This window comes from Sneathiella sp. (assembly GCF_041689005.1).
Taxonomy (GTDB): Bacteria; Pseudomonadota; Alphaproteobacteria; order Sneathiellales; family Sneathiellaceae; genus Sneathiella.
In genome coordinates, this window is sequence record NZ_JBDNHC010000027.1 from 1 (window position 1) to 20,161 (window position 20,161).

Here is a 20,161-nt window from a genome sequence, read left to right on the forward strand (position 1 = left end):
CGAATATGCTCCGGGATTTCCGCAATCTCAACGGCGAGCGGCAGGTTATCTGCTGTCAGCTTGTCGCAAAGATCCCGCATGGTCGTTTCATATTCGCCGACCAGGGCCCGTTCCGCCTGTCGTTCCGCCGTCTTGCCGAAGGGATCAAGCGGGGTGCCGCGCAATCCCTTGAATTTTGCCAATACACCAAAGGCCTTCATCATCCACGGACCGAATTCCTGCTTGATCAGGTGTCCGTTTTCAGGGTTTTTCTTGGCGAATATTGGCGGGGCGAGATGGAACTTGAGCTTGAAGTCGCCCTCGAACTGCGCGTTCAGTTTTTTGGTGAAACTGCCGTCCGTATAGAGCCTTGCGACCTCATACTCATCCTTGTAGGCCATCAGCTTGAAGAAATACCGCGTGACCGCCTCGGCAAGCCGGGTTGAGCCCGGTGCGACCCCGGCCTCCGCGGCCCGTGCCATTTCCACCAAATTCACATAGCGCTTCGCATAGCGGCTGTTCTGGTAGGATTTCAGGAAGTCGCGGCGCCGGTCGATCTTCTGCTCAAGCGTCTCGATCTCCTTTCCCTTGTCCGGGGCATTGGGCTGGGCGATTTTCTCGACGGCCTCTTTCGCGGCGGCTGCTTTGCGGCCCCAGGCGAAGCTGCGCTTATTGGATTCAACCCCGATGCCATTAAGCTCGATCGCTGTCTCGATGGAATTGAGCGATAATGGAATGGTGCCCTTCTGAAAGGCAAAGCCGAGCAGGAACAGGTTGGCTGCGATGGAATCGCCCATCAAGGCCGTGGCGAGCGTCGTGCTGTCAATAAACTCCGCCTGTTCGCGGCCAAGGCTTTCAGCGAGCAGGCCGGTAAGCGACTCCCGGTCCATGGCAAGGTCCGGCGTCAAGGCGAACGCCGCGACCGGCACCAGATGATCGTTGATGATGGCCCGCGTGCGGCCAAGATCGTAGGTTTGCAGCGCGTCACGTCCTGCTGCCACAACAAGGTCGCAACCGACAACCACATCCGTCTGGCGATTGGGAATACGGGTGCCGCCAAGCTCGGCCGCACTGTTTGCAATCCGCACATGGCTCATCACGGCGCCGTTCTTCTGGGCGAGGCCGGTCTGGTCGAGGATCGAGGCGCCCTTGCCCTCGACATGAGCGGCCATACCAAGCAGCGCGCCGACCGTGATCACGCCAGTGCCGCCAATGCCGGTGACGAGGATATTATAGCTGCCGTTAATGGCGGGAAGCGCGGGTTCGGGAAGCTCTGCCGCCGGGTTTTGAATGTCGATCTCGCTGGAGGTGACCGCCTGTTTTTCCGCCTTGCGTAGCCCCCCGCCTTCGACGGTGACGAAGCTCGGGCAAAAACCCTTGACGCAGGAGAAGTCTTTGTTGCAGCTCGACTGGTCAATGACCCGCTTGCGGCCAAACTCGGTTTCCAGCGGCTTCACCGAAACGCAGTTAGAAACAACACCGCAATCACCGCAGCCTTCGCAGACAAGGTCATTGATAAAGGCGCGCTTGGCCGGATCGGGGAAAGTGCCACGCTTGCGGCGACGGCGCTTTTCGGCGGCGCAGGTCTGGTCATAAATCAGCACCGTCACGCCTTCCACCTCGCGAATGTCCCGCTGGACTTTATCGAGGTCATCGCGGTGATGGATGGTGACGCCTGGTGCCCATTTTGTGGCACTGTCATATTTGTCGGGCTCATCGGTCACGACAACCACCTGCTTCACGCCTTCCGCATGGACCTGCTGGCTAATCAGCCACGGCGAGAGCGGCCCATCGAACGGCTGGCCGCCGGTCATGGCAACGGCGTCATTGAACAGGATTTTGTAGGTGATATTGACATTGGCAGCGCAGGCCGCGCGAATGGCGAGCAGCCCGGAATGGTAATAGGTGCCGTCGCCGAGATTCTGGAAGATATGCTTCTCGTTAGTGAAGGGCGCCTGACCGATCCAGTTGGCCCCCTCCGCCCCCATATGCGTATAGGTTTCGGTGCGCCGATTGGGCATATAGACAGCCATGGTGTGACAACCGATCCCGGCCATGGCCCGGCTTCCTTCCGGCACATTGGTGGAGGAATTATGCGGGCAGCCCGAGCAGAACCAAGGCGAGCGGGTGACCGGCGACGCCGGCATGGAATTACCGTCCTCGCGCGCCTCAGCAAGGCTGATCCCTTCCAGTACGGCCTCCGAGATATCACGAAGTTTAAGTCGCGAGGCAATGGCGCGTGCCACTGATGCCGGGGTCAGCTCGCCGTCCGAGGGCAGCAACATCTCACCCTCCTCGTCTTCCTTGCCGACCAGCATGGGATGCGCTTCAAGTCCATAGAGAATCTTCGCGACCTGATCCTCGATCAGGCTGCGTTTTTCTTCAATGACCAGAATTTCATCCAGCCCGATCGCAAATTCAACTAGTCCTTCCGGCTCCAGCGGCCAAGGACAGGCGACTTTGTAAACGCTAAGGCCAATCTCCTCGGCTTCATTTTCGTGGATACCAAGATCACCGAGCGCCTGCTCGACGTCAAGCCAAGCCTTGCCCGTGGTAACAATACCGAACCTGCGATCTGTTGAGTCTTGCGTAATGCGGTCGAGCTTGTTGGCACGAATAAAAGCCTTGATCATCGGCAGCTTGTGCCGGACGAGCCGTGTTTCCTGCGCGAGGGAGTTATCCGGCCAACGAATATGTACCCCGCCTGCCGGTGGCTCGATGTCTTCGGGAATGACCACATTCACCCGGTCCAGCCCTACATAGGCAGTGGCCGAGCTTTCAACTGTATCGGTCAGGCATTTCATGGCAACCCAGGCGCCGCTATAGCGTGACAAGGCAATACCGTAGAGCCCGTAATCGAGATATTCCTGAACCGTCGCGGGATTGAGCACCGGGATCATGGCGGAGATCATCGCCTGCTCACTCTGATGCGCAACCGTGGAGGATTTGGCCATATGGTCATCGCCCATCAGGACGAGGACGCCGCCATTCGCGGAACTACCCGCCATATTACCATGCTTGAAAACGTCGCCAGACCGATCGACCCCCGGTCCCTTGCCGTACCAGATGCCGAATACGCCATCAAAATCGGTCTTGCCGAACATAGGCAACTGCTGCGATCCCCAGATACTGGTCGCCGCCAGATCCTCATTAACGCCCGGTTGAAAGTGGATGTCATTATTCTTGAGAAATGGCTTGGCTTTCCACAAGGTCTGGTCGTACAGACCAAGAGGCGAGCCCCGGTACCCTGAGATAAATCCGCCGGTCTTCAGGCCCGCAGCTGTGTCCCGTTGACGTTGCATGATTGGAATGCGCACAAGCGCCTGTGTGCCGGTAATGAATACCTGGCCGGTTTCCAAATCATATTTATCGTCAAGACTGATATTGGTCTTGTGCATTTTCTATCTCCCGCGCCCCGGGATGTTGATTTCTGCTCAATCCTCGAGGAAAGCTCCCAGAACTTCCGACCGACTTAACCCGGCCACCTTGATTGCGCATCGTTCCTTGGGCGTTCCTGTTTCTATCATATGACTGCCGCCGGGAACATACAAGCGCTGTTCAGGATCAAGCCTGCCATGAAAATATTCAGCGATCGACATATATTTGAACATATCTTTACATTATCAGTTATATCCTAGGCCGTCCGAAGGATGCGCGCGATCGACAAAGTGAGTTCAGGGAATGGCATGATGCCGGTGACGGGTTCGAGCAGGAAAATAATATTGTTGCTGATCGGCTGGTTTTTTGTCGGGCTGGGCACGCTGGGTATTTTTCTGCCCGTATTACCGACGACGCCCTTCCTGTTGATCTCGCTTTGGGCATTCTCACAAAGCTCCGAAAAGTTTCATAACTGGCTGTATCACCACCGGTTGTTTGGCCCGCCCTTGCAGGACTGGTCAAAATACGGGGTTATTCCGCTTCGTGCCAAAATAATCGCCCTTGCCACCATGACGCTGAGCGCCACGTTGGTGATTATATTCTCAAATACCCCCTGGTATGGACTGACCGCGATGCTGGTTCTGATGGGGATCGGTGCGGGGTTTATCCTGACACGTCCAAGCCGACCACGGGATGGTGATGTCGTCTGACGGGTAGCTCAAGTCAGCATAATCGGCGAATTTTCCTGCGCAAGCAGAACCGCGAGACGGCGTAGCGCCTTTTCCAGCCGCCGCTCGTCCGGCTCCGCCATCAGGCAGAGACGGACATGATGCGCCTCGATATTCTTGCTCATCGCGAAAGAATTACCGCCAACGACAACGATATTTTCCCGGCGGGCCGAGGAAACAAATTCCGCTATCGTTTGCGTGGGCGACAGTCGCACCCATAGATGCGCCAGCGGCGCGGTGGTGGACCGGCCACGCGTCATGAGCCAAGGCTCAAGGAGGTCAGTTGCCATTTTTTCCCGGCGGGCGGAAATACTCATCAATGCCTGCGCCTGCGCCTCAACCTGGCCACTTTGTAGAAGAAAATTCGCCAAATCGAGGAGGATAGGCGACGTCATCCAGTTGATCGTTGTCATTTTTGTCGCCAGACGCGGCACCAGATTAGCGGGAGCGACCAGATATCCGATTCGCAATGCTGGATTAAAAACCTTGGACAGCGTTGTAAGATGTATCGTGTTTTGCGGGGCTAGGTCTGCATAGGCGGGTACGTCACGGTCGTGTAGGGGCCCGTAAGCCGAATCTTCGACAATGATCACTTTATTTCGTGCCGCGATCTCAATAATCTTTTCCCGTCGCGCCCGCGATTGCGTGATGCCGGTCGGGTTATGGTTTGTCGGTACGGTCACCAGCAACTTGATATTGCCGCGTCCACACGCCTGCTCGAACTCATCGGCACGGAGCCCCTCCTCGTCCATGGCAATGGGCGCGAGGCGCAGGTCCAATTCATGGGCTGCTGCCCGGATCCCCGGATAGCCGAACGCCTCCGTCGCCACAACAGTACCGGGAGACGCCAGCGTTGCCATGGCAAGATGAAGCCCAGACTGCGCACCCTGGGTAATGATGATATTTTCACTTTCCACCGAGTGTAACTGGGTTTGCAGCCAGCGCGCCGCTATTTCTCGATCTCGGGGCCGGCCGCGGCTATCGAAGTAGGTGAGGTAGGAACTGACCTCATTATTTCGCGCAAGCCGCTGAAGCGCGTCCTGCAACCGGGTATTCGTTTCCGGATGGTAATAGCTATTCTTTGACAGGTCCGTAACGACGCCGTCATTGTTCGGCCAACTGTCACGCGGAAAAAAGGCTCCCTTGCCAATTGCCGCCTCGTCATTTTTTGTGCCATAAATGAAAGTGCCCTGCCCGATTTTCCCATAGGAAAAGCCTCGCCGCCCCAACTCGGCATAGGCCCGGCTGGCGGTGCCGATACTACAGCCCCATTCATAGGCGAGTTCGCGATGGGTCGGCAGTTGGTCGCCGGGCTTTAATTTTCCCTCATCGATAAGCTGAATATACAGATCGACGATTTCTTCGAATTTCTTCACGGCATTCCTTTAAATTGTCATGAAGACAATATAGAAATTGACGGACACTATTTTATGACAATATTGATACATTGTAAATTGTTCATATCGCTTTTAATAACGGATCAAGCCGATGGAACTCGGAAAAATTGCCCTGATTACCCTTTTTGTAGTGTCGATGGTTGGCTCTCCCGGGCCCGCCAATATGGCACTCATGGCTTCCGGGGCCAGTTACGGTTATTGGCGGTCACTGCCGTTCCTGATCGGCACTCTTTTCGGGTTCCTGCTGGTGTGCCTGGCGACAGCCTTTGGGCTAGGCACCCTGTTCGCGACATTTCCATTGCTGCAGGTCTGCTTTCTTTTTGCCTCCGTACTTTACATCCTGTATCTCGCCTATCGGGTAGCGACGGCCAACCCGCAAATAGTCGACAGAGCTAAGCAACCGGGATTTCTCGCCGGACTGATCCTCCATCCGCTGAATCCGAAAGCCTGGGTGGCGATTATTGCCGCTTATTCACAATTTGTATCGCCGACAGCTAGCTATGCCGGGCAAATCGCGATAATCATGCTGATATTCACGCTCGTGGGCTTGCCCCTCAATTCCGTCTGGTGCTATGGCGGTGATGTCTTGCGCCGGCTGGTAACCTCAACAAGGGCGCTTAGGATTATCAATGTGACGCTTGCGCTGCTGATGGTGATTGCCGTCGCCCTGGCGCTCTTGCAGTCTGACGGGCTGGCGCCCCTGCTTGCCGTGATCGGCTAACCTGCTTCAGCGAGATGTATTGTCCGCTCGGGCGGAAACCGCAAGGTGCAAACAGTGCCGACACCAACCTCGCTTTCGAGCGTAAACCGGCCATCGTGAATCTCGACAAGCATCTGCACCAGCGTCAGGCCGAGGCCCGCTCCGTCGTTATTACGGGCGTAAGTCGTTTGCACCTGACCGAACCGGTCCAGCACCCGGGCAATGTCCTTTTCGGCAATGCCGATCCCGGTGTCACTTACACTTACCATAAATCCGCCGTCGCTCTGCAACTCTGCGGCAACCGTTATCGTTCCACCGTTATTCGTAAATTTAATCGCATTGGAAATCAGGTTGGCAATGACCTGCTTGAGCCTGGTTTCATCACCCAGAAATACCGGAAGATCATCCGGCATAGCATCGATCAGGGTCACGCCGCTGTCGGTCGCCTTGACCGATAACATACGGAAGCAGGACCTGACCACGGTTGCAAGATCAATTTTCATTTCCGCCAGACGAAGCTGACCCGCCTCAACCTTGGCAACGTCGAGAACATCATTGATCACGTCGAGAAGATGCCGACCCGCGCCGTGAATGTCTGTAGAATATTCCTTGTAGTTTTCATGCCCAAGCGTCCCGAACGCCTCCGACATCAGGAGTTCAGAAAAGCCGATAATGGCATTGAGGGGCGTCCGCAGTTCGTGGCTCATATTTGCCAGGAATTCTGACTTTGCCCGGTTTGCAAGTTCTGCCATATCCTTGGCCTGTCGCAGGCTCACCTCTGCCTTGACGCGATCATTCATATCGGTCAGCGTTCCTTCAAGGTATAGCATTCTGCCTTTTTCGTCGAAAACGCCATGGGCGTTAATGGCCCCCCATGTCAAGCTCCCGTCCTTGCAGCGCCACTGGTGGATTTCGTCAATCAGATATTGTTTTTTTGCCACCAACATCAAGTGTCGCTGGGCAACCTCGGGATCGACATAAATATCCGTGGTGAAGGAGTTGGACTTGCGGACCAGCTGTTCCGACGACTGGTATTTTAAAATGGTCGCCATGGCAGGATTTGCGTTGATCAGCGTGCCGTCTGCTCTTGCCAGAAATATCCCTTCGGTCGCGTTTTCGTAAATCCTCCGATGCTTCAATTCACTTTGTTCGAGGGCCACACTGGCGGCCCGGCGATTGTAAATATAGTAAATCAGGATGAGCGCCAGCCCGGCCAGAATGAACAGCACCAACAACATGCCGCTACGAAATGTGTTGATGCGGCTTGCCTGAGTTCCCAGAAGCCCGACTGCATTACTGTTCGCCTGGGCATGTAATACATTCGCTTTGGTTATGGCGCCGCGCGCGCGCGTCAACGCGGCTGAGATCACAATATCAGTTTCCGGCTGCAATCCGCCGATACCGTCCTGAAGCCAGCTCCCAACATCATCGATTGCCGGGCGCAGCATCCCGTAGATTGCTGCAGTACCAATCAGGTTATCAAAGCCATATTCAATCCGCTTAAATTCTAGCGCAAAATTAACGCCACCCAATTTATGACGGACGGCCTGCAAAATTACCTGCCGTTTCTCGCCCTTTGCCAATCCTGCTAGTTCAAGGGAATGCGTTACCTCGGTGAGGTCATACAGGATCGTCGCAACGGCCTGTTCATCTTCAATCACCTTGAGCGGGATCGATTCCTCAATCGTCGAAAGCGTCACCTGAACGTAATAAATGGTACCGACAACAAAGATCGCCAGCAAAAGGATGCCGAGAATATAGGCGTTATGCCGTTTCAGGATTGTCCGTAGCCTAAAAGTCAGGCTGAAGTTTGAAAACAAGCTTTTCGACATTAAATTCTAGTCTCGGTTCGTTGTGAAATGAGGGTCCTTGAGACCAATTTCATCATAATATTTCATGGCCCCGGGGTGAAACGGAACGCTAACGGATTCAAAAGCGGTTTTTAAAGAGATGGAGGAGAGTTTGGGATGTGCGTCAGATTTCTGAAAACCCGGCAGATTTTCCCAAAAAGCCTTCGTGATTTTATAAACAGTCTCATCGCTCTGGTCCTTGCCGACGATCCAAAGGGCAGCAACGCCAAGCGTATGGACGTCACCAACCCCTTTATAGTTGCCTGCCGGAATGACCTGTTTCGAGAAATAGCTGTACTCGGAAACAATTTTGTCCGCGGCCGGGCCGTCAATATTGATAACCGTTACCAGATCGTCATTACTCAGTTCCACAATTGCCTTGGACGGGTGGCCCGCAACGATAAAGAAAGCGTCGAGGGCGCCCGCCCGTATTTTTTTCACGGCCGGAGAGGGCTTGATATATTGCACTCGCATCTCGTCTTCCGAGATGCCGTAGGCTTTCAGGATAATGCGGGCATCGACAAGGGTGCCTGAACCCGGATCATCTAGGGATACGCGCTTGCCCACCAGATCTGAAACCGACTTGATCCCCGATCCCTTACGGGCGACAAGATGAATGTTTTCCATGTAAAGGCTGGCGATGACAGCAATATTTTTATACTCGCCCTTTTCCTTGAAAACCTCGCTGCCGTTCAGGGCCCAGTAGGCAACATCAGATTGGGAAAAGCCGCTTTCGATTTTATTGTTCTCGATATCCTCGATATTCGATACCGAACCGTTGGAGGCCTGGCTGATCGCCAGCAGGCCCGGAATGCCGCAGGGATCAGGCGCGCAGTCCGTTGCACTCGTGGGGTTGGAAATGGCCTTGGAAATTGTCTGACCGACGGGATAATATGTTCCGCCCACCCCGCCAGTGCCAATGCGGAAAATCGTTGTCTCAGCGGCCACCGACCATGAACCCGACAGAACCGATATGAAAAGTGCGAGACCCCCGACCAAGCATTTAAAAACCATGCCACTTCCCCGTCATATTACGTTTATTTGCTGCAATTCAATATTAAAGCTCAACTTCAACATGGATGCTAGCATTGGCTTAGTTAATTACCAGTAAACAAAACCGCAATGGTCTGATATTGATGATTATTTCCCGCGCTGATATTTGCCCCTGAAATGAAAATCATGATATTCTGTACGCCCGTACTCTCGCCGGAAAGAACCATATAATGGGATATGACCACTTAACGCCAACGGAGATTGAGGAGTTGAATATCCAGTATCTCCCGCGCCGGACGGTGCCAGATACTGACACGTATTTTGAACGCGCCGCCCGCCGCAGTGCCCGCCTCCGCGCCGAACTTTCTTGCCATATTGATGTCCCCTATGGCGACAGCGATCTTCAAACCCTCGATATCTTTCCTGCAGCCGCGGAGGATAGCCCGGTTTTTATCTTTATCCATGGCGGCTATTGGCGCGCGCTGGATAAAGGCAGTTACAGCGATATCGCCGCGCCCTTTGTCGCCGCCGGGGCGACAGTAGTATTGCCGAATTATGACCTCTGCCCCGCCGTAACCATTACTGACATTGTGCAGCAGATGCGCGGGGCACTGCAGTGGTGCTACCGAAATATCTCTCGCTACCATGGTGATCCTGAGCGGATTTATCTCTCAGGTCACTCGGCAGGCGGGCATCTTACGGGCATGATGATGGCAACGGATTGGCAGGGGGAGTTTGGCTTACCCGCAGACCTTCTGAAAGGCGCCGCGCCCTTGAGCGGCCTGTTTGACATAGAGCCCCATCGCCATACAGAATTACAGGCGGACCTGCATCTCACTGCGGAAGAGGCCGCCGCCAACAGCCCGCAACTGCTATCGCTCACCGCGAGCTGCCCGCTGCTCTGCGCGGTTGGTGGGGGCGAGTCCGTCTCTTTCCATCGCCAGTCACGGGAATTCGCTGACAAATGTCGTGCTGCCGGGCTGGAATGCGAGTATCTGGAAACCGGCACCGATAATCATTTCGACATCACCGAGCGGCTGCATCGGCCCGATGATCCGCTCACCCGCGCCCTATTACACATGATGGACCTCTGACCCATGAACACATCGCTGATCCTGCTTTCCGTTTTTGGCATTTTCATCCCCGCGCTGATGCTGCCGGGGCCGGACTTTATTGGTGTTGTCCGCTCCTCCATGACCGGCGGGACGCGATCCGGATTGCTCACCACCTTGGGTGTCTCGCTCGGCTTGTTAATGTATTCCAGCCTCAGCCTGCTCGGCCTGTCGGCCATTCTTGTGCAGTATGAATGGCTGGCCTGGGCCGTGCGGGTGCTGGGCGCCAGCTACCTGATCTATCTCGGCATCCGGCTTCTGCTCGCAAAAAAGAGGGCGGTTGATCTTTCCGGCAGAATCGGCCGCGCGAAGTCAACCCGTAACCCGCTCCTGTTCGGTTTTCTCGTCACTCTCACCAACCCGAAGGCAATCGTCCTCTTTACCAGCGTCTTCGCCACCGCCGTCACCGCCGAGACCCCGACCTGGCTTCTATTCCTCATGATCGCTCTGGTCTTCGCCAGCGCCCTCCTCTGGTACTCAATCGTCAGCCTGTTCATGTCCTCAAAACCGGTCATGCGCCGCTTCGAAAAGCTGAGCCACATTGTTGAGCGCACCGCCGGCGCCTGCTTTATCCTCATTGGAGGCAAATTACTTACTGATGCGAGAAATCCATTTAGTACCTGAGACGAGAAAAAGACGCAAAGATATCGTCTAATTTAAATTAATCCAGCTTCGCCAACTGCCGATCATGCACCCTCGCCAGCAACAGGAGAGCGCAGATCGCCCCCAGCAGTGCCATGGCCATATCGCTCTGGGTGTCCCAGATGTCTCCTTGAGTTGCGAGGAAATCATCAGCGTTGGTACCGGAGAGGAGGGCGACGGTCCATTCGATCAACTCGTAAAAAGCACTGAAGGCGAGGCAGATAGCGACCGTGATGAAGTTCCGCCAGTTTGAGCGCGTCACAACTTTCAGCCGGATGAGAATTTCCCGCGCGAGAATGGCGGGGATGTAGCCTTGCGCGAAATGACCGAGGCGGTCGTAGTTGTTCCGCTCGAACCCGAACCAGGGCTTGATATAGTCGAACAGCGGCACCTCGGCGTAGGTGTAATGCCCGCCGACCATCAGGATGACGCAATGGATCAGGATCAGGCCGTAAAGAAGCGGTGTTAAACGGAATTTCTGGTATGTCGCTGCGAGAAGGCCAAGGCCGATCAGCGCCGGAAAAACTTCCAAAAACCAGACGAAATAATCCTTCGGATGAATACCTGACCAGATCAGAACCGCAAAATAAATGCCGAGCCAGATATATTTCATCTCTTGTTCTCCCTCATTGACCGCGCCTCAATCGGGCGGGCCTTTCAACTCTACCGTATTCCCCTCCGGGTCCTCCAGATAAAAAGACGGGCCATCGCCCTCAGCACCGTAGCGCCGTTTGACCTCGCCGGGATCAACGCCCCTGCCCTTCAGATAGGCCTTAACCTCCTCCGCATCGAAGGGGTCAATCGCGAGGCAAAAATGATCCAGATTGCGCGCTTCCACTCCCGGTGCGGCGCCGCCCATTTTCCCAAGTGTGCCCGTCACTGGCACCAGATCGATCAGCGAGCCACCGGCACGTAACTGGTAAAGACCGATCTCGGGCTGGGTTTTTTCGAGGGTGCAACCGAGCGTGTCGATATAGAATCTCATCATCGTTTCTACATCAACCACACGCAGAACGAGATGGTCGATATGCTTGATTTTGAACATTTTTCCTCTTTTCGCCAGAATTGACATAATTCTAATTTAAATGTTTTATCCTGTGTATCAAACTGCTACGATCACGAAAAAGTGATGGGGAGTACATGTATGTTTACAGAGGAAGATTTGATCGGCAGTTGGACATTGCAACGGTGGCAGGCGCTTAAAAACACTGTCCCCGCGGGCTTCCCCATGGGCGATGACGCCCTCGGGCAGATCATCTACTCCGCTGACGGCCGAATGTCGGGATTCCTGATGCGGGCCGACTTCGCCAAGGCCCGGCGCGGCACCGATGCCAAATACAATACAAGCCTCGCGTATGGTGGTATCTTCAGAGTTGACGGAGACCAGGTTATCCATGATGTGCTCTATGCCACTATCCCGCATTGGATCGGCATGCCGCGCATGCGCACGATAGCCTGGGACGGCGACAATCTTCTGCTTAAAACCGCGCCGGAAACGAGTAATTCGGGCACAATGCACGAGCATCATCTGGTCTGGAAGCGGGTTGCCGATTAATTCCCCCTGACGGCCGGTTGCCTCAGCGGCCTTTCCATTCGGGTTTTCTCTTTGCTGCGAAGGCGCGCGGGCCTTCACTCGTATCGTCCGCCGCCCGCCATGTTTTAAATGCCGGATAATCCGCCTGTCCATCGAGCGCCGCCTTTAGAGAGAGTTCGTCAAGACCCCGCATTACCACCTCTTTCGAGGCACGGATGGCAAGCGGCGCGCCGCGCAAAATCCGCTCGCACCAGCGGTTGACGGCAGCGTCAAGCGCGTCCGGTGCCACCACTTCATTGACAAAGCCGAGTTCTGCCCCCCGGGCGGCATCGATACTGTCGGAGCTTAAAATCAGGCCCATCGCCTGTTTCAGCCCGATCTGCCGCGCCAGCCGGTGCAGGCCGCCGCCAATAGCGATCGCCCCGACCAACGGTTCCGGCAGGCCGAAGCGGGCATTCTCTGCCGCAATGATGATGTCGCAGGCAAGGGCAATTTCAAACCCGCCGCCAAGCGCCACACCGTTCACCGCCGCAATTACCGGCTTATCGAGGTCATAGCGCTCGATCAGGCCAGCATAACCGTTTTTCGGGTACTGGTGGCGTTTCTCACCGTCACTGGCGGCAATCGCCTTCAAGTCACTGCCCGCGCAAAAGGCGCGGCTGCCCGCGCCAGTCAGGACACAGATATATTGATCCGAATCAGCAGCAAAGGTGTCTATAGCGCTCTGCAGTTCCTCATGCATCGGCTTGTTGATGGCATTCATCACCTCCGGACGGCCAAAGGTAATCCGGGTAACACGGTTTTCAGAGACGACTGAGATGTAATCATAGCTCATAAGGGGGTCCCTTTCATTTCACATGCGGGACATATTATTTTTATTCCCGCCCCTATAATAGCAATATCAGGCATCTTTCCCACCCGAAATGCCTGACCTCAGGTCAGCTTTTAAGCTTCCAGCTACCGTCTTCCTGCCGACAGGCAATGCCGTAGGTGGTTTGGGTTTTGCCGTTGATGTCCGATTGAGCCGTATATTCGCGGCAGTATTCACCATTTTTCTGCTGATAGGTGCTTCTGGGAACCACGTCGTAAACCGCATCATTCCGCGGATTGTTCCAGATGATATCCTGCCCGTCTTCCGCATGCTCCAGAATCTGGCCGATACAGTTCTGATCTATCTCGTCCATGCTGCGGCCGATACTGCCACCGAGCAAATAGCCGATAATCGTGCCGCCAGCGATTGCGACAAGCTGCCCATCGCCCTTGCCAACCTGAGACCCCGCGGCCCCGCCGGCCGCAGCGCCCAGCACTGATCCCAAAAGTTCCCGGTTACATCTCCCAAGATCAATTCCGAAGGGAATTGGAGCTACATATTGCTCTTCATGTTTCTCATAGTTCTTATGCTTGTTTTTCTTGGATTTATGTTTTGCGCGATAGCCATGCGCGGGAGCCCATGGCGGCGGGTCTGCCAAAACCGGCAGGGAGTCCGCCATGATGAAAATGGCGGCGACGCCAATGAAGATAGCGGCTCTGGCAGGGCCGATCCGACAGGTTCGCGGTGTCTTGCACGTCATTTTATACCCCATCTGTTATTTCAGTCTGTCTCACCCGGGAAACTAAGGGTGAAATAAGGCCTAACTCAGGCACCCCGCCCACCCGCTTAATAATCCCACTTGAAGAAAATCCCAACACTGCTGTTGGTCGACTGCCCGACTTTACTTTCGACCGAAATATGCGGCGAGAGCTCGATCTGCACCTTCGCCCGCGTGCTACCCGATTCTGCACCCTGATCAACGCCAACATACACATTATCAGACACATATTTGCCGACGCTCACTTCGGTTTTACCGGTTTCGGCGTCGGTTCCCGCGTTGATCACATCAACCCCGAGTGTTTTGCGGGCGAAGCCCATGATCCCGCCGCCGCCGCCGAGTTTACCGGAAAGTGTCCCAAGGGTCTCCGCGAGTTGCAGGGCCTCAAGCGTTGACAGCTTGCCGGAGGATTTGCCGAACAGGACCTGCGCCAGCACCTCGTCTTCCGGTAGGCCGCTGGGAGAGGAGAAGCTGATGGTCGGGTCCGAGACGGTACCGGTGATGCTAACGATGGCAGTAATATCCGGTGTTTCATATTTTGCCGACAGCGACAATTCAGGATCGATTTCGCGGCCGCCCACCAGCAGGATTTTCCCGTCCTGCAGAGTAAAGCTTTTCCCGGCAAAGGTGAATTGCCCCCGAACCGGACTCAGATATCCCTCAATTACGGGCTTGTTCGCGGTTCCTTTCACCGTAAACTCCCCCTCCCATTTGGAATCAAGGCCACGACCGCGGATAAAGACCCGCTTTGGCAGCGAAAGATCGAGGTTAAGGGCGATATTCGCAAGAAGATCATTTCCCGCCTTTTCTTCTGCCGTGGATGTCGCACCCGGACGATTAATCTCCTCTACCTTGATCTCGGCAATAGTCGGTCCGGGAGACCCGCCAATATTGATATCCGCTTGGCGGGTTGTCACCGAGCCGGTCACATCAAGCGCCGCCATTCCACCCTTGATATCGATATCACTATCCGTTGTCAGAACAACATCCTCCCGGTTCAACACCAGCAGATTATTGAGCGCGACATTCATATCCAGTTGCGGGTCCGTCAGATCGTCAAAGCGGATGCTGCCCGTCGATTTAAACGTGCCGCCGTTCTTATCGGCACCGCTCGCCTCCAGCGTCAGAATCTGGCTTTTCTCAATATCGGCCTTCAAGGCCAGGTTACCAAGTTCCGTCCCCTGCTCCAGATTTTCGTAGGTGCCACCGGAAAGCCTTGCTTTACCGACGATTACCGGCTCGGCAATCGTTCCCGACACCTTGGCTTCGGCCTTTAAGGTCCCCGTGAGCTTCTGAGTATCGAGTGCAAGAAGCGCCCATATTTTATTGATATCACTGTCAATATTTACATTTATATTAACCGGTTTATTGTCATCTACCGCAAAGGCAAAGGGTGCCGACGAAATCGTCATCGGCACCGCGCCCGCGGTCTCGATCGTTGTCGCATCCAGTCCGTTTACATCACCGTTGAATTGAAACTGTCCGTCTTTCAGGTTTCCCTCAAAGGTGCTGGAGAAGGTGGGAAACGCCGTAAATTCTTCGCCCGCAATCCGCACATCCGACGCGATCAGTGATACGGTCGCCCGGCTGTCCGTTCCCGGCTTCACGGACAGGTTGGCCGTTCCATCGAGCGTGCCAGTAAGGGCTGTATCTGGGCTGATGAGGGCCAGGAGGTCAAGTGGAAGCTTGCTGATCTTGATTCCGGCATCGGCGGCCGCCCGTGTAAGAGCAGCAGAACCGGAAATAGTCCCGTCGCCGAGCGCCAGCTGGAAATCATCGACCGTGATATCCTCACCGTGAAGATCGAGCCGGAAGGGCGTGATCAGGGAAATTTTCTTCTTCGCAAGCGCGCCCTGCAACGTCGTCAGCTCAATCTTTGTGCTATCGCCGCCAAGTTCAAGCGCGCCTTTCCCGCTTAGTTGCAAGGTTGGGTCGGCTTCCCGGTCGAGTTCGAACCCGTAATCGAGGTTCTTCGGATTTCCACTCGCGGTCACGGTCGCGGCCTTGAAGCTAATACCCGCCGCGGAAATAGATTTTGCATCTAGTTTCAGATCAATATCAGGGTTGGCAAACGCCCCGAGACTGCTCACAGTTGCGGTCATGCTGCCCATTGTCTGCTCGCCGCCGTTAAGACTGAAGTTATTTCCCGAAAGCGTTGCGTTGACAGACTGCTTCCCGTTTTTATTGGCGAGAACTGCTGTCATTTCGGCCGCACCTGCCGCTTTCTGTCCGGCGATTTCGGCAATACTCCCGAGGTCCGGGATTTTAGCCATGATAGAGCCACTGAGCGGTGTGCCGTTAAACGGAATACTCAAATCTCCGGAGATCGTATTTTCCTGCTGCTTGATCGATAGTCCGGCTAGCTCAAGACGGGAATAATCGGGCAGAGTGAATCTCCCCGCCGCATCGGCCGAGAGTTCCTGATGGGCGAGGTGAAGATCAAAGCTCCCGACAGGGGAGGAAGCAAGCGAGGCGACATTGAAATTGGTTTTCACGTCGCCAATCGGCGTCGCCTCAGCCTCCAGACTGGTCAGTGCCAACGTTCCTTTGATATCCGGATCGCTGAGTGCACCAGTTATCCTGGTGTCAAGCGCGGCCTTGCCAGCCAGCATCACGCCCGCGATTTGACTGAGCGGCGCAAGACTGTCAAGTCCTGCCTTCAGGTTCGCGGTCAGGGTCTCGAATGACAGCGGGATTTCAGCGTTCCCGGTCACCCGTCCCGCGCCGAGTGAAAGTTCAATCCCCTCGGCTCTCAGTATTTCATCAGCAAGCGAGACATTCGACGTCAACGTCACATCACGGCTGACGATAGCTTGCAAACCGGGATCCCCCATATCGACATTGCGGGCATGGGCAACAATGCGGCCGGTCATTTTTGATCCAATATCCCGGCTTTCCAGCGTGATATCAGCCATAACCTTGCCACCAACGGGGACAACGACCGTCAGGTCATCAAGCGCCACTGACAGGACTGCGTTTGCGGTCCCTTCCCCAATTGCAACCTCTCCCTGCCCGTCCGCCTTCAGATGCTTGCCCGCAAGGCGCAAGGTCGTCACCTTGAGAAATTGACTTGCCAGAGTATATGTTGCCTCAAAGTCGAGGTCGAGATTGTCGCCGAGCAGCGACTTTGCCTCGGTTGGCAGTTTCGACACTCCGACCAATGCGGCGGACCCCTTGACCGGGATCGTGTCAAGTTGATCCAGTACTAGGGTTGAGGTAAAGGTGCCCGTCATTTCATTGGCCGCAAGACTATCCTCAACCATCAGGCCATTTGCTCGCAGGATCGCATTCGCTGTGATTTTGTCAAAGGTCCCATCGACATCAAGATCCATGGCCGCCTTCGAAACGGCGGCGGGGGCCATAATCTCGTTAAGGGCAGCGGCATCGCGCAAGTTCGTCTTTAATTTTGCTGATAGTTCCCGCGTATCCATATTGACGCGCCCGCTCGCAGTCGCCGTGAACGTCGTATTTTCGATGTCGGAGGATTTAAGAATAATATCGCCGCCTTTTGTATCCCAGGACAGCGCAGCGGTCACACTGAAACGGGAACTATCCACAAGCGGTAGCGATTTCGCGAATTCCTCGTCGAAGGCTCCGCCGCCCTTGAGATCGACATCAATCACCTTGTCGCCGCGGGTGCTGATGGCAAAATCCGCGTCGAATAGTCGCCCCGCGCTCGCCCGTATCTCCCCGCGCCAGGCATTGAGGACGCCATTGCCGACAATCGCGGCTTTGATGGCCGGATAGCCGGGTAGGCCCAACGCCCGGGACAGCAGCCCCCCCTCCGGCTCATTAAGCTTGACATCAACTTCCAGCGTCTGATGGTCGGGATGAAAATTGACGACGCCGTGGATATCCCCACCATTACCGCCAATTTCGGTGAGTTTCAACTCACTATGGATGGCATCTGCAGTTTCCGCGTTCAGATTCATCAGCAGCGCGAGCCGTGTTTCCTGCCCCAGAACCAGTTCGGCGATACGAATGTCGGCAATGCGAAAGCGGGTAAGGGTAATATCAACCGGCAATGGCCAGATTGAGCCCCCGGAAGTCTCTTCTTTCGGGCTGGCGGGCAGATCGGGCTGGCGCTCAAGCGCGAGTGACTGGATATCGATATCGTTAATTTTGAGCCGGGCCCCGAGCAGTGCCAACGGCGACCAGGAAACCGATAAGTCCTTAACCGTCAACCATTCACCGCTCGGCCCCTGCAACTGTAAAGCGGCGACCGTGAACTCTCCGAATATATTACCCTCCAGCTGCCCGAGGTGCATCTGCAATCCATCCGGCTGATCGACGGCGGCTTCAATCTGGCGCACCAACAAGTCGCGGCCGCTATCGGTCTGCGCAAAACCATACAGACCAACTCCTGCGGCAAGCAGCAGGACAAAGGGTGTCGCAAGAACGATCGCAATAATGGATTTCCGGCTCATCAGAAGGCCTGACCGATGCTGATATAAAACTGATAGGCATCGTCAATGCCATCACGACGGTTCAACGGCACGGCAACGTCAAACCGGATCGGGCCAATGGCCGTGTAATAGCGAAAGCCGAGACCGGCGCCCCATAAAAATTCACCGGAAAAATCCGGGACCATTGATTCATAGACATTGCCCCCCTCGATAAAAGGGACAATGCCGATAGTGTCGGTCACCCGCACGCGCGCCTCAAATCCGACCTCGAGTAGCGACCGGCCACCGATCGGATCATTATTGGCATCCAGCGGCCCGACCGACTGGTATTTATACCCCCGAACCGAACCGCCGCCGCCAGAATAAAACCGTTTCGTTGCTGGGATTTCATCAGCATCCTCCCCGGCCATCATGCCGATTTTCCCGCGCGCCGCCAAGACCAGACGCTTGCTCTCGACAACCGGGTAATATGTCGAGCCATCCGCCTCAAACCGCAGGAAGTTCGGGGAGACCTGGTTGAGGCCAAGATAAGGAACGGCCGTTGTGCCAAGCCGAAAGCCGGTCGTCGGGTCCAGCAGATCATCGGTAGAATCATAGCGGGCGGTCAGGGGCAATCCGGCCAATGCGTAATTGTTGGTCACCCCGTTATCGTCGATCCTTGAAAATTCAAGCGACGTCCCGGCGGACAGGACCCAGTTTTCCTGCCACTTTTGATCGAAACCGGCGTAGGTACTGATGGAATCTTCCGTATAGGCGTCGGTATTCTCGTGTTTGACATCAAAATTGGCATTGAAATTCTGGCCGGGCGTCAGGTAATTCGGCCGCGTGAAGGTCAGTTTCAATTCCTGCCGTATCTGGGCCAATGTCAGATCGGCGCGTAACTTTTCGCCGCTACCAAACAAATTACGGTTTTCCCAGTAGAACTGTGTCCCTACGCCTTCGCTCGTCGAATAAGAGGCGCCGACACCGATGGACCGCCGGTCGCGTTCCACGAATATAAAGGTAATCGGAACCGTACCGCTTCCCGTGACAGCCTCGCGCGATTTAAGGCGGACAGTGCCGAACAGGCCCGTTCTGAGATATTTCCGGCGAAGTTCATCCACAGTTCGCGTATCATACAGCCCCCCCGGCGTCCATTCTGCAAGGTCCTCAAGATATTGCGGCTCAACCTTCTCAAGCCCCTCAAAGGCAAGATTTCCCATATGCAGCAGTGGTCCGCTATCAACGGTAAGCGTGACTTCCATGGCATCCGTCGCAAAATCAACGACAGCGTTCTGATCCGCAATTTGCGCTTCCGGATAGCCCCGATTTGCTAGGTCGGTAACGACCTTCCTCTGGGCACTCAGGATTTTATCAGCGCGGGCTGCCTCCCCTAATTCGATATCGAGGTCCGCAAGGGAGGGGGCCTCCGGAATAGGATCCTTTGCCGTAAACTGAATATCAAACTTGGTCAGGCGAAATAGTGGGCCGGGCTTGACCGTGTAGACGACATTGATCGGCGTCTGGTCTTCATCAAGCTTATAGTCAACCTCATTGCTATAATAGCCTTCTGATCGCAGAACCCTTTTAAAACCCTCGATATCCTCATTCGCCCGCCGTTTCAGGGCTGCTACGCTTACCACTGGCGTATTTTTCAGCTGTTCCAGCCGGGACGTCTGCTCCATCAAATCCTTGATATCATCGTTCGGCGCGCCGTCAACCGTCAGCTTATACTCGAAACTCCTCTTTTCCACGGCGTCAGCCGGAGCGGTCGTTTGCGCCACAGCCTGCTGACTGAGCGGTATGAGCACCAGCGATATAGCAAGCAAGTATAGGTATGTCAGTCGGGCAAATGGCAATATAAATATCTCGGA

General features: G+C 55.2%; 15 protein-coding genes. 5 read left to right on the forward strand and 10 right to left on the reverse strand.

The features are described 5' to 3' along the window. A partial coding sequence (locus tag ACESNI_RS03130) for an indolepyruvate ferredoxin oxidoreductase family protein (RefSeq protein ID WP_373084951.1) occupies positions 1-3,377 on the reverse strand: 3,377 nt, incomplete at its 3' end. Positions 3,378-3,629: 252 nt separating this feature from the next. On the opposite strand from ACESNI_RS03130, the gene ACESNI_RS03135 reads away from it, so the two are divergent. Next, on the forward strand, positions 3,630-4,067 hold the full coding sequence (locus tag ACESNI_RS03135) for a YbaN family protein (RefSeq protein ID WP_373084953.1): 438 nt from the start codon (positions 3,630-3,632) through the stop codon (positions 4,065-4,067). An 8-nt stretch (positions 4,068-4,075) separates the two neighbouring features. Here the strand turns inward: ACESNI_RS03135 and ACESNI_RS03140 are convergent, their stop codons facing one another. Beyond that, positions 4,076-5,461, reverse strand: a complete 1,386-nt coding sequence (locus ACESNI_RS03140) for a PLP-dependent aminotransferase family protein (RefSeq protein ID WP_373084955.1) — start codon at positions 5,459-5,461, stop codon at positions 4,076-4,078. Between the two features lie 112 nt (positions 5,462-5,573). On the opposite strand from ACESNI_RS03140, the gene ACESNI_RS03145 reads away from it, so the two are divergent. After that, entirely contained in the window at positions 5,574-6,203 is a 630-nt protein-coding gene (locus tag ACESNI_RS03145) for a LysE family translocator (protein ID WP_373084957.1), read from the forward strand. Here the strand turns inward: ACESNI_RS03145 and ACESNI_RS03150 are convergent. After that, positions 6,200-8,014: a PAS domain-containing sensor histidine kinase gene (locus ACESNI_RS03150; protein ID WP_373084959.1), complete on the reverse strand. Its 1,815-nt coding sequence runs from the start codon at positions 8,012-8,014 to the stop codon at positions 6,200-6,202. The genes ACESNI_RS03145 and ACESNI_RS03150 overlap by 4 nt on opposite strands. Positions 8,015-8,020: 6 nt before the next feature. Then, on the reverse strand, positions 8,021-9,046 hold the full coding sequence (locus ACESNI_RS03155) for a TAXI family TRAP transporter solute-binding subunit (RefSeq protein WP_373084962.1): 1,026 nt from the start codon (positions 9,044-9,046) through the stop codon (positions 8,021-8,023). Between the two features lie 209 nt (positions 9,047-9,255). On the opposite strand from ACESNI_RS03155, the gene ACESNI_RS03160 reads away from it, so the two are divergent. Together ACESNI_RS03160 and ACESNI_RS03165 are read left to right on the forward strand one after the other, a co-directional pair. Continuing rightward, entirely contained in the window at positions 9,256-10,119 is an 864-nt protein-coding gene (locus ACESNI_RS03160) for an alpha/beta hydrolase (RefSeq protein ID WP_373084964.1), read from the forward strand. A gap of 3 nt (positions 10,120-10,122) precedes the next feature. Then, positions 10,123-10,761, forward strand: a complete 639-nt coding sequence (locus ACESNI_RS03165; RefSeq protein ID WP_373084966.1) for a LysE family translocator — start codon at positions 10,123-10,125, stop codon at positions 10,759-10,761. 37 nt (positions 10,762-10,798) lie between these two features. Here the strand turns inward: ACESNI_RS03165 and ACESNI_RS03170 are convergent, their stop codons facing one another. Further along, on the reverse strand, positions 10,799-11,392 hold the full coding sequence (locus tag ACESNI_RS03170) for a DUF2238 domain-containing protein (RefSeq protein WP_373084968.1): 594 nt from the start codon (positions 11,390-11,392) through the stop codon (positions 10,799-10,801). Between the two features lie 27 nt (positions 11,393-11,419). After that, positions 11,420-11,824, reverse strand: a complete 405-nt coding sequence (locus ACESNI_RS03175) for a VOC family protein (RefSeq protein WP_373084969.1) — start codon at positions 11,822-11,824, stop codon at positions 11,420-11,422. 99 nt (positions 11,825-11,923) lie between these two features. Between ACESNI_RS03175 and ACESNI_RS03180 the strand changes: the two genes are divergently transcribed. Next, entirely contained in the window at positions 11,924-12,334 is a 411-nt protein-coding gene (locus ACESNI_RS03180) for a lipocalin-like domain-containing protein (protein ID WP_373084971.1), read from the forward strand. Between the two features lie 22 nt (positions 12,335-12,356). On the opposite strand, the gene ACESNI_RS03185 is transcribed toward ACESNI_RS03180, so the two are convergent. The 4 genes from ACESNI_RS03185 to ACESNI_RS03200 all read right to left on the reverse strand — a co-directional run bounded on the left by ACESNI_RS03185 (position 12,357) and on the right by ACESNI_RS03200 (position 20,116). Further along, positions 12,357-13,148 carry an enoyl-CoA hydratase-related protein gene (locus ACESNI_RS03185; protein ID WP_373084973.1) on the reverse strand — a complete coding sequence of 264 codons (792 nt, stop codon included), beginning with the start codon at positions 13,146-13,148 and terminating at the stop codon, positions 12,357-12,359. A gap of 103 nt (positions 13,149-13,251) precedes the next feature. Further along, the gene (locus ACESNI_RS03190) at positions 13,252-13,884 is read right to left on the reverse strand and encodes a glycine zipper 2TM domain-containing protein (protein ID WP_373084976.1); all 633 of its coding nucleotides are present in this window, start codon (positions 13,882-13,884) and stop codon (positions 13,252-13,254) included. An 86-nt stretch (positions 13,885-13,970) separates the two neighbouring features. Beyond that, positions 13,971-18,329, reverse strand: coding sequence for a translocation/assembly module TamB domain-containing protein (locus ACESNI_RS03195; protein ID WP_373084978.1), 4,359 nt, complete (start codon positions 18,327-18,329; stop codon positions 13,971-13,973). Continuing rightward, positions 18,329-20,116 carry an autotransporter assembly complex family protein gene (locus ACESNI_RS03200; protein WP_373084980.1) on the reverse strand — a complete coding sequence of 596 codons (1,788 nt, stop codon included), beginning with the start codon at positions 20,114-20,116 and terminating at the stop codon, positions 18,329-18,331. Before ACESNI_RS03200 ends, ACESNI_RS03195 begins: the two co-directional genes overlap by 1 nt. Positions 20,117-20,161: the final 45 nt, after the last annotated feature.

Excerpts from the sequence above, each read along its gene's own strand:
- ACESNI_RS03175 (WP_373084969.1), bottom strand. The coding sequence starts at position 11,824 with ATGTTCAAAATCAAGCATATCGACCATCTCGTTCTGCGTGTGGTTGAT.
- ACESNI_RS03185 (WP_373084973.1), bottom strand. The coding sequence starts at position 13,148 with ATGAGCTATGATTACATCTCAGTCGTCTCTGAAAACCGTGTTACCCGG.
- ACESNI_RS03135 (WP_373084953.1), top strand. The coding sequence starts at position 3,630 with ATGCGCGCGATCGACAAAGTGAGTTCAGGGAATGGCATGATGCCGGTG.
- ACESNI_RS03180 (WP_373084971.1), top strand. The coding sequence starts at position 11,924 with ATGTTTACAGAGGAAGATTTGATCGGCAGTTGGACATTGCAACGGTGG.
- ACESNI_RS03195 (WP_373084978.1), bottom strand. The coding sequence starts at position 18,329 with ATGAGCCGGAAATCCATTATTGCGATCGTTCTTGCGACACCCTTTGTC.
- ACESNI_RS03165 (WP_373084966.1), top strand. The coding sequence starts at position 10,123 with ATGAACACATCGCTGATCCTGCTTTCCGTTTTTGGCATTTTCATCCCC.
- ACESNI_RS03160 (WP_373084964.1), top strand. The coding sequence starts at position 9,256 with ATGGGATATGACCACTTAACGCCAACGGAGATTGAGGAGTTGAATATC.
- ACESNI_RS03150 (WP_373084959.1), bottom strand. The coding sequence starts at position 8,014 with ATGTCGAAAAGCTTGTTTTCAAACTTCAGCCTGACTTTTAGGCTACGG.
- ACESNI_RS03170 (WP_373084968.1), bottom strand. The coding sequence starts at position 11,392 with ATGAAATATATCTGGCTCGGCATTTATTTTGCGGTTCTGATCTGGTCA.
- ACESNI_RS03190 (WP_373084976.1), bottom strand. The coding sequence starts at position 13,884 with ATGACGTGCAAGACACCGCGAACCTGTCGGATCGGCCCTGCCAGAGCC.
- ACESNI_RS03155 (WP_373084962.1), bottom strand. The coding sequence starts at position 9,046 with ATGGTTTTTAAATGCTTGGTCGGGGGTCTCGCACTTTTCATATCGGTT.
- ACESNI_RS03145 (WP_373084957.1), top strand. The coding sequence starts at position 5,574 with ATGGAACTCGGAAAAATTGCCCTGATTACCCTTTTTGTAGTGTCGATG.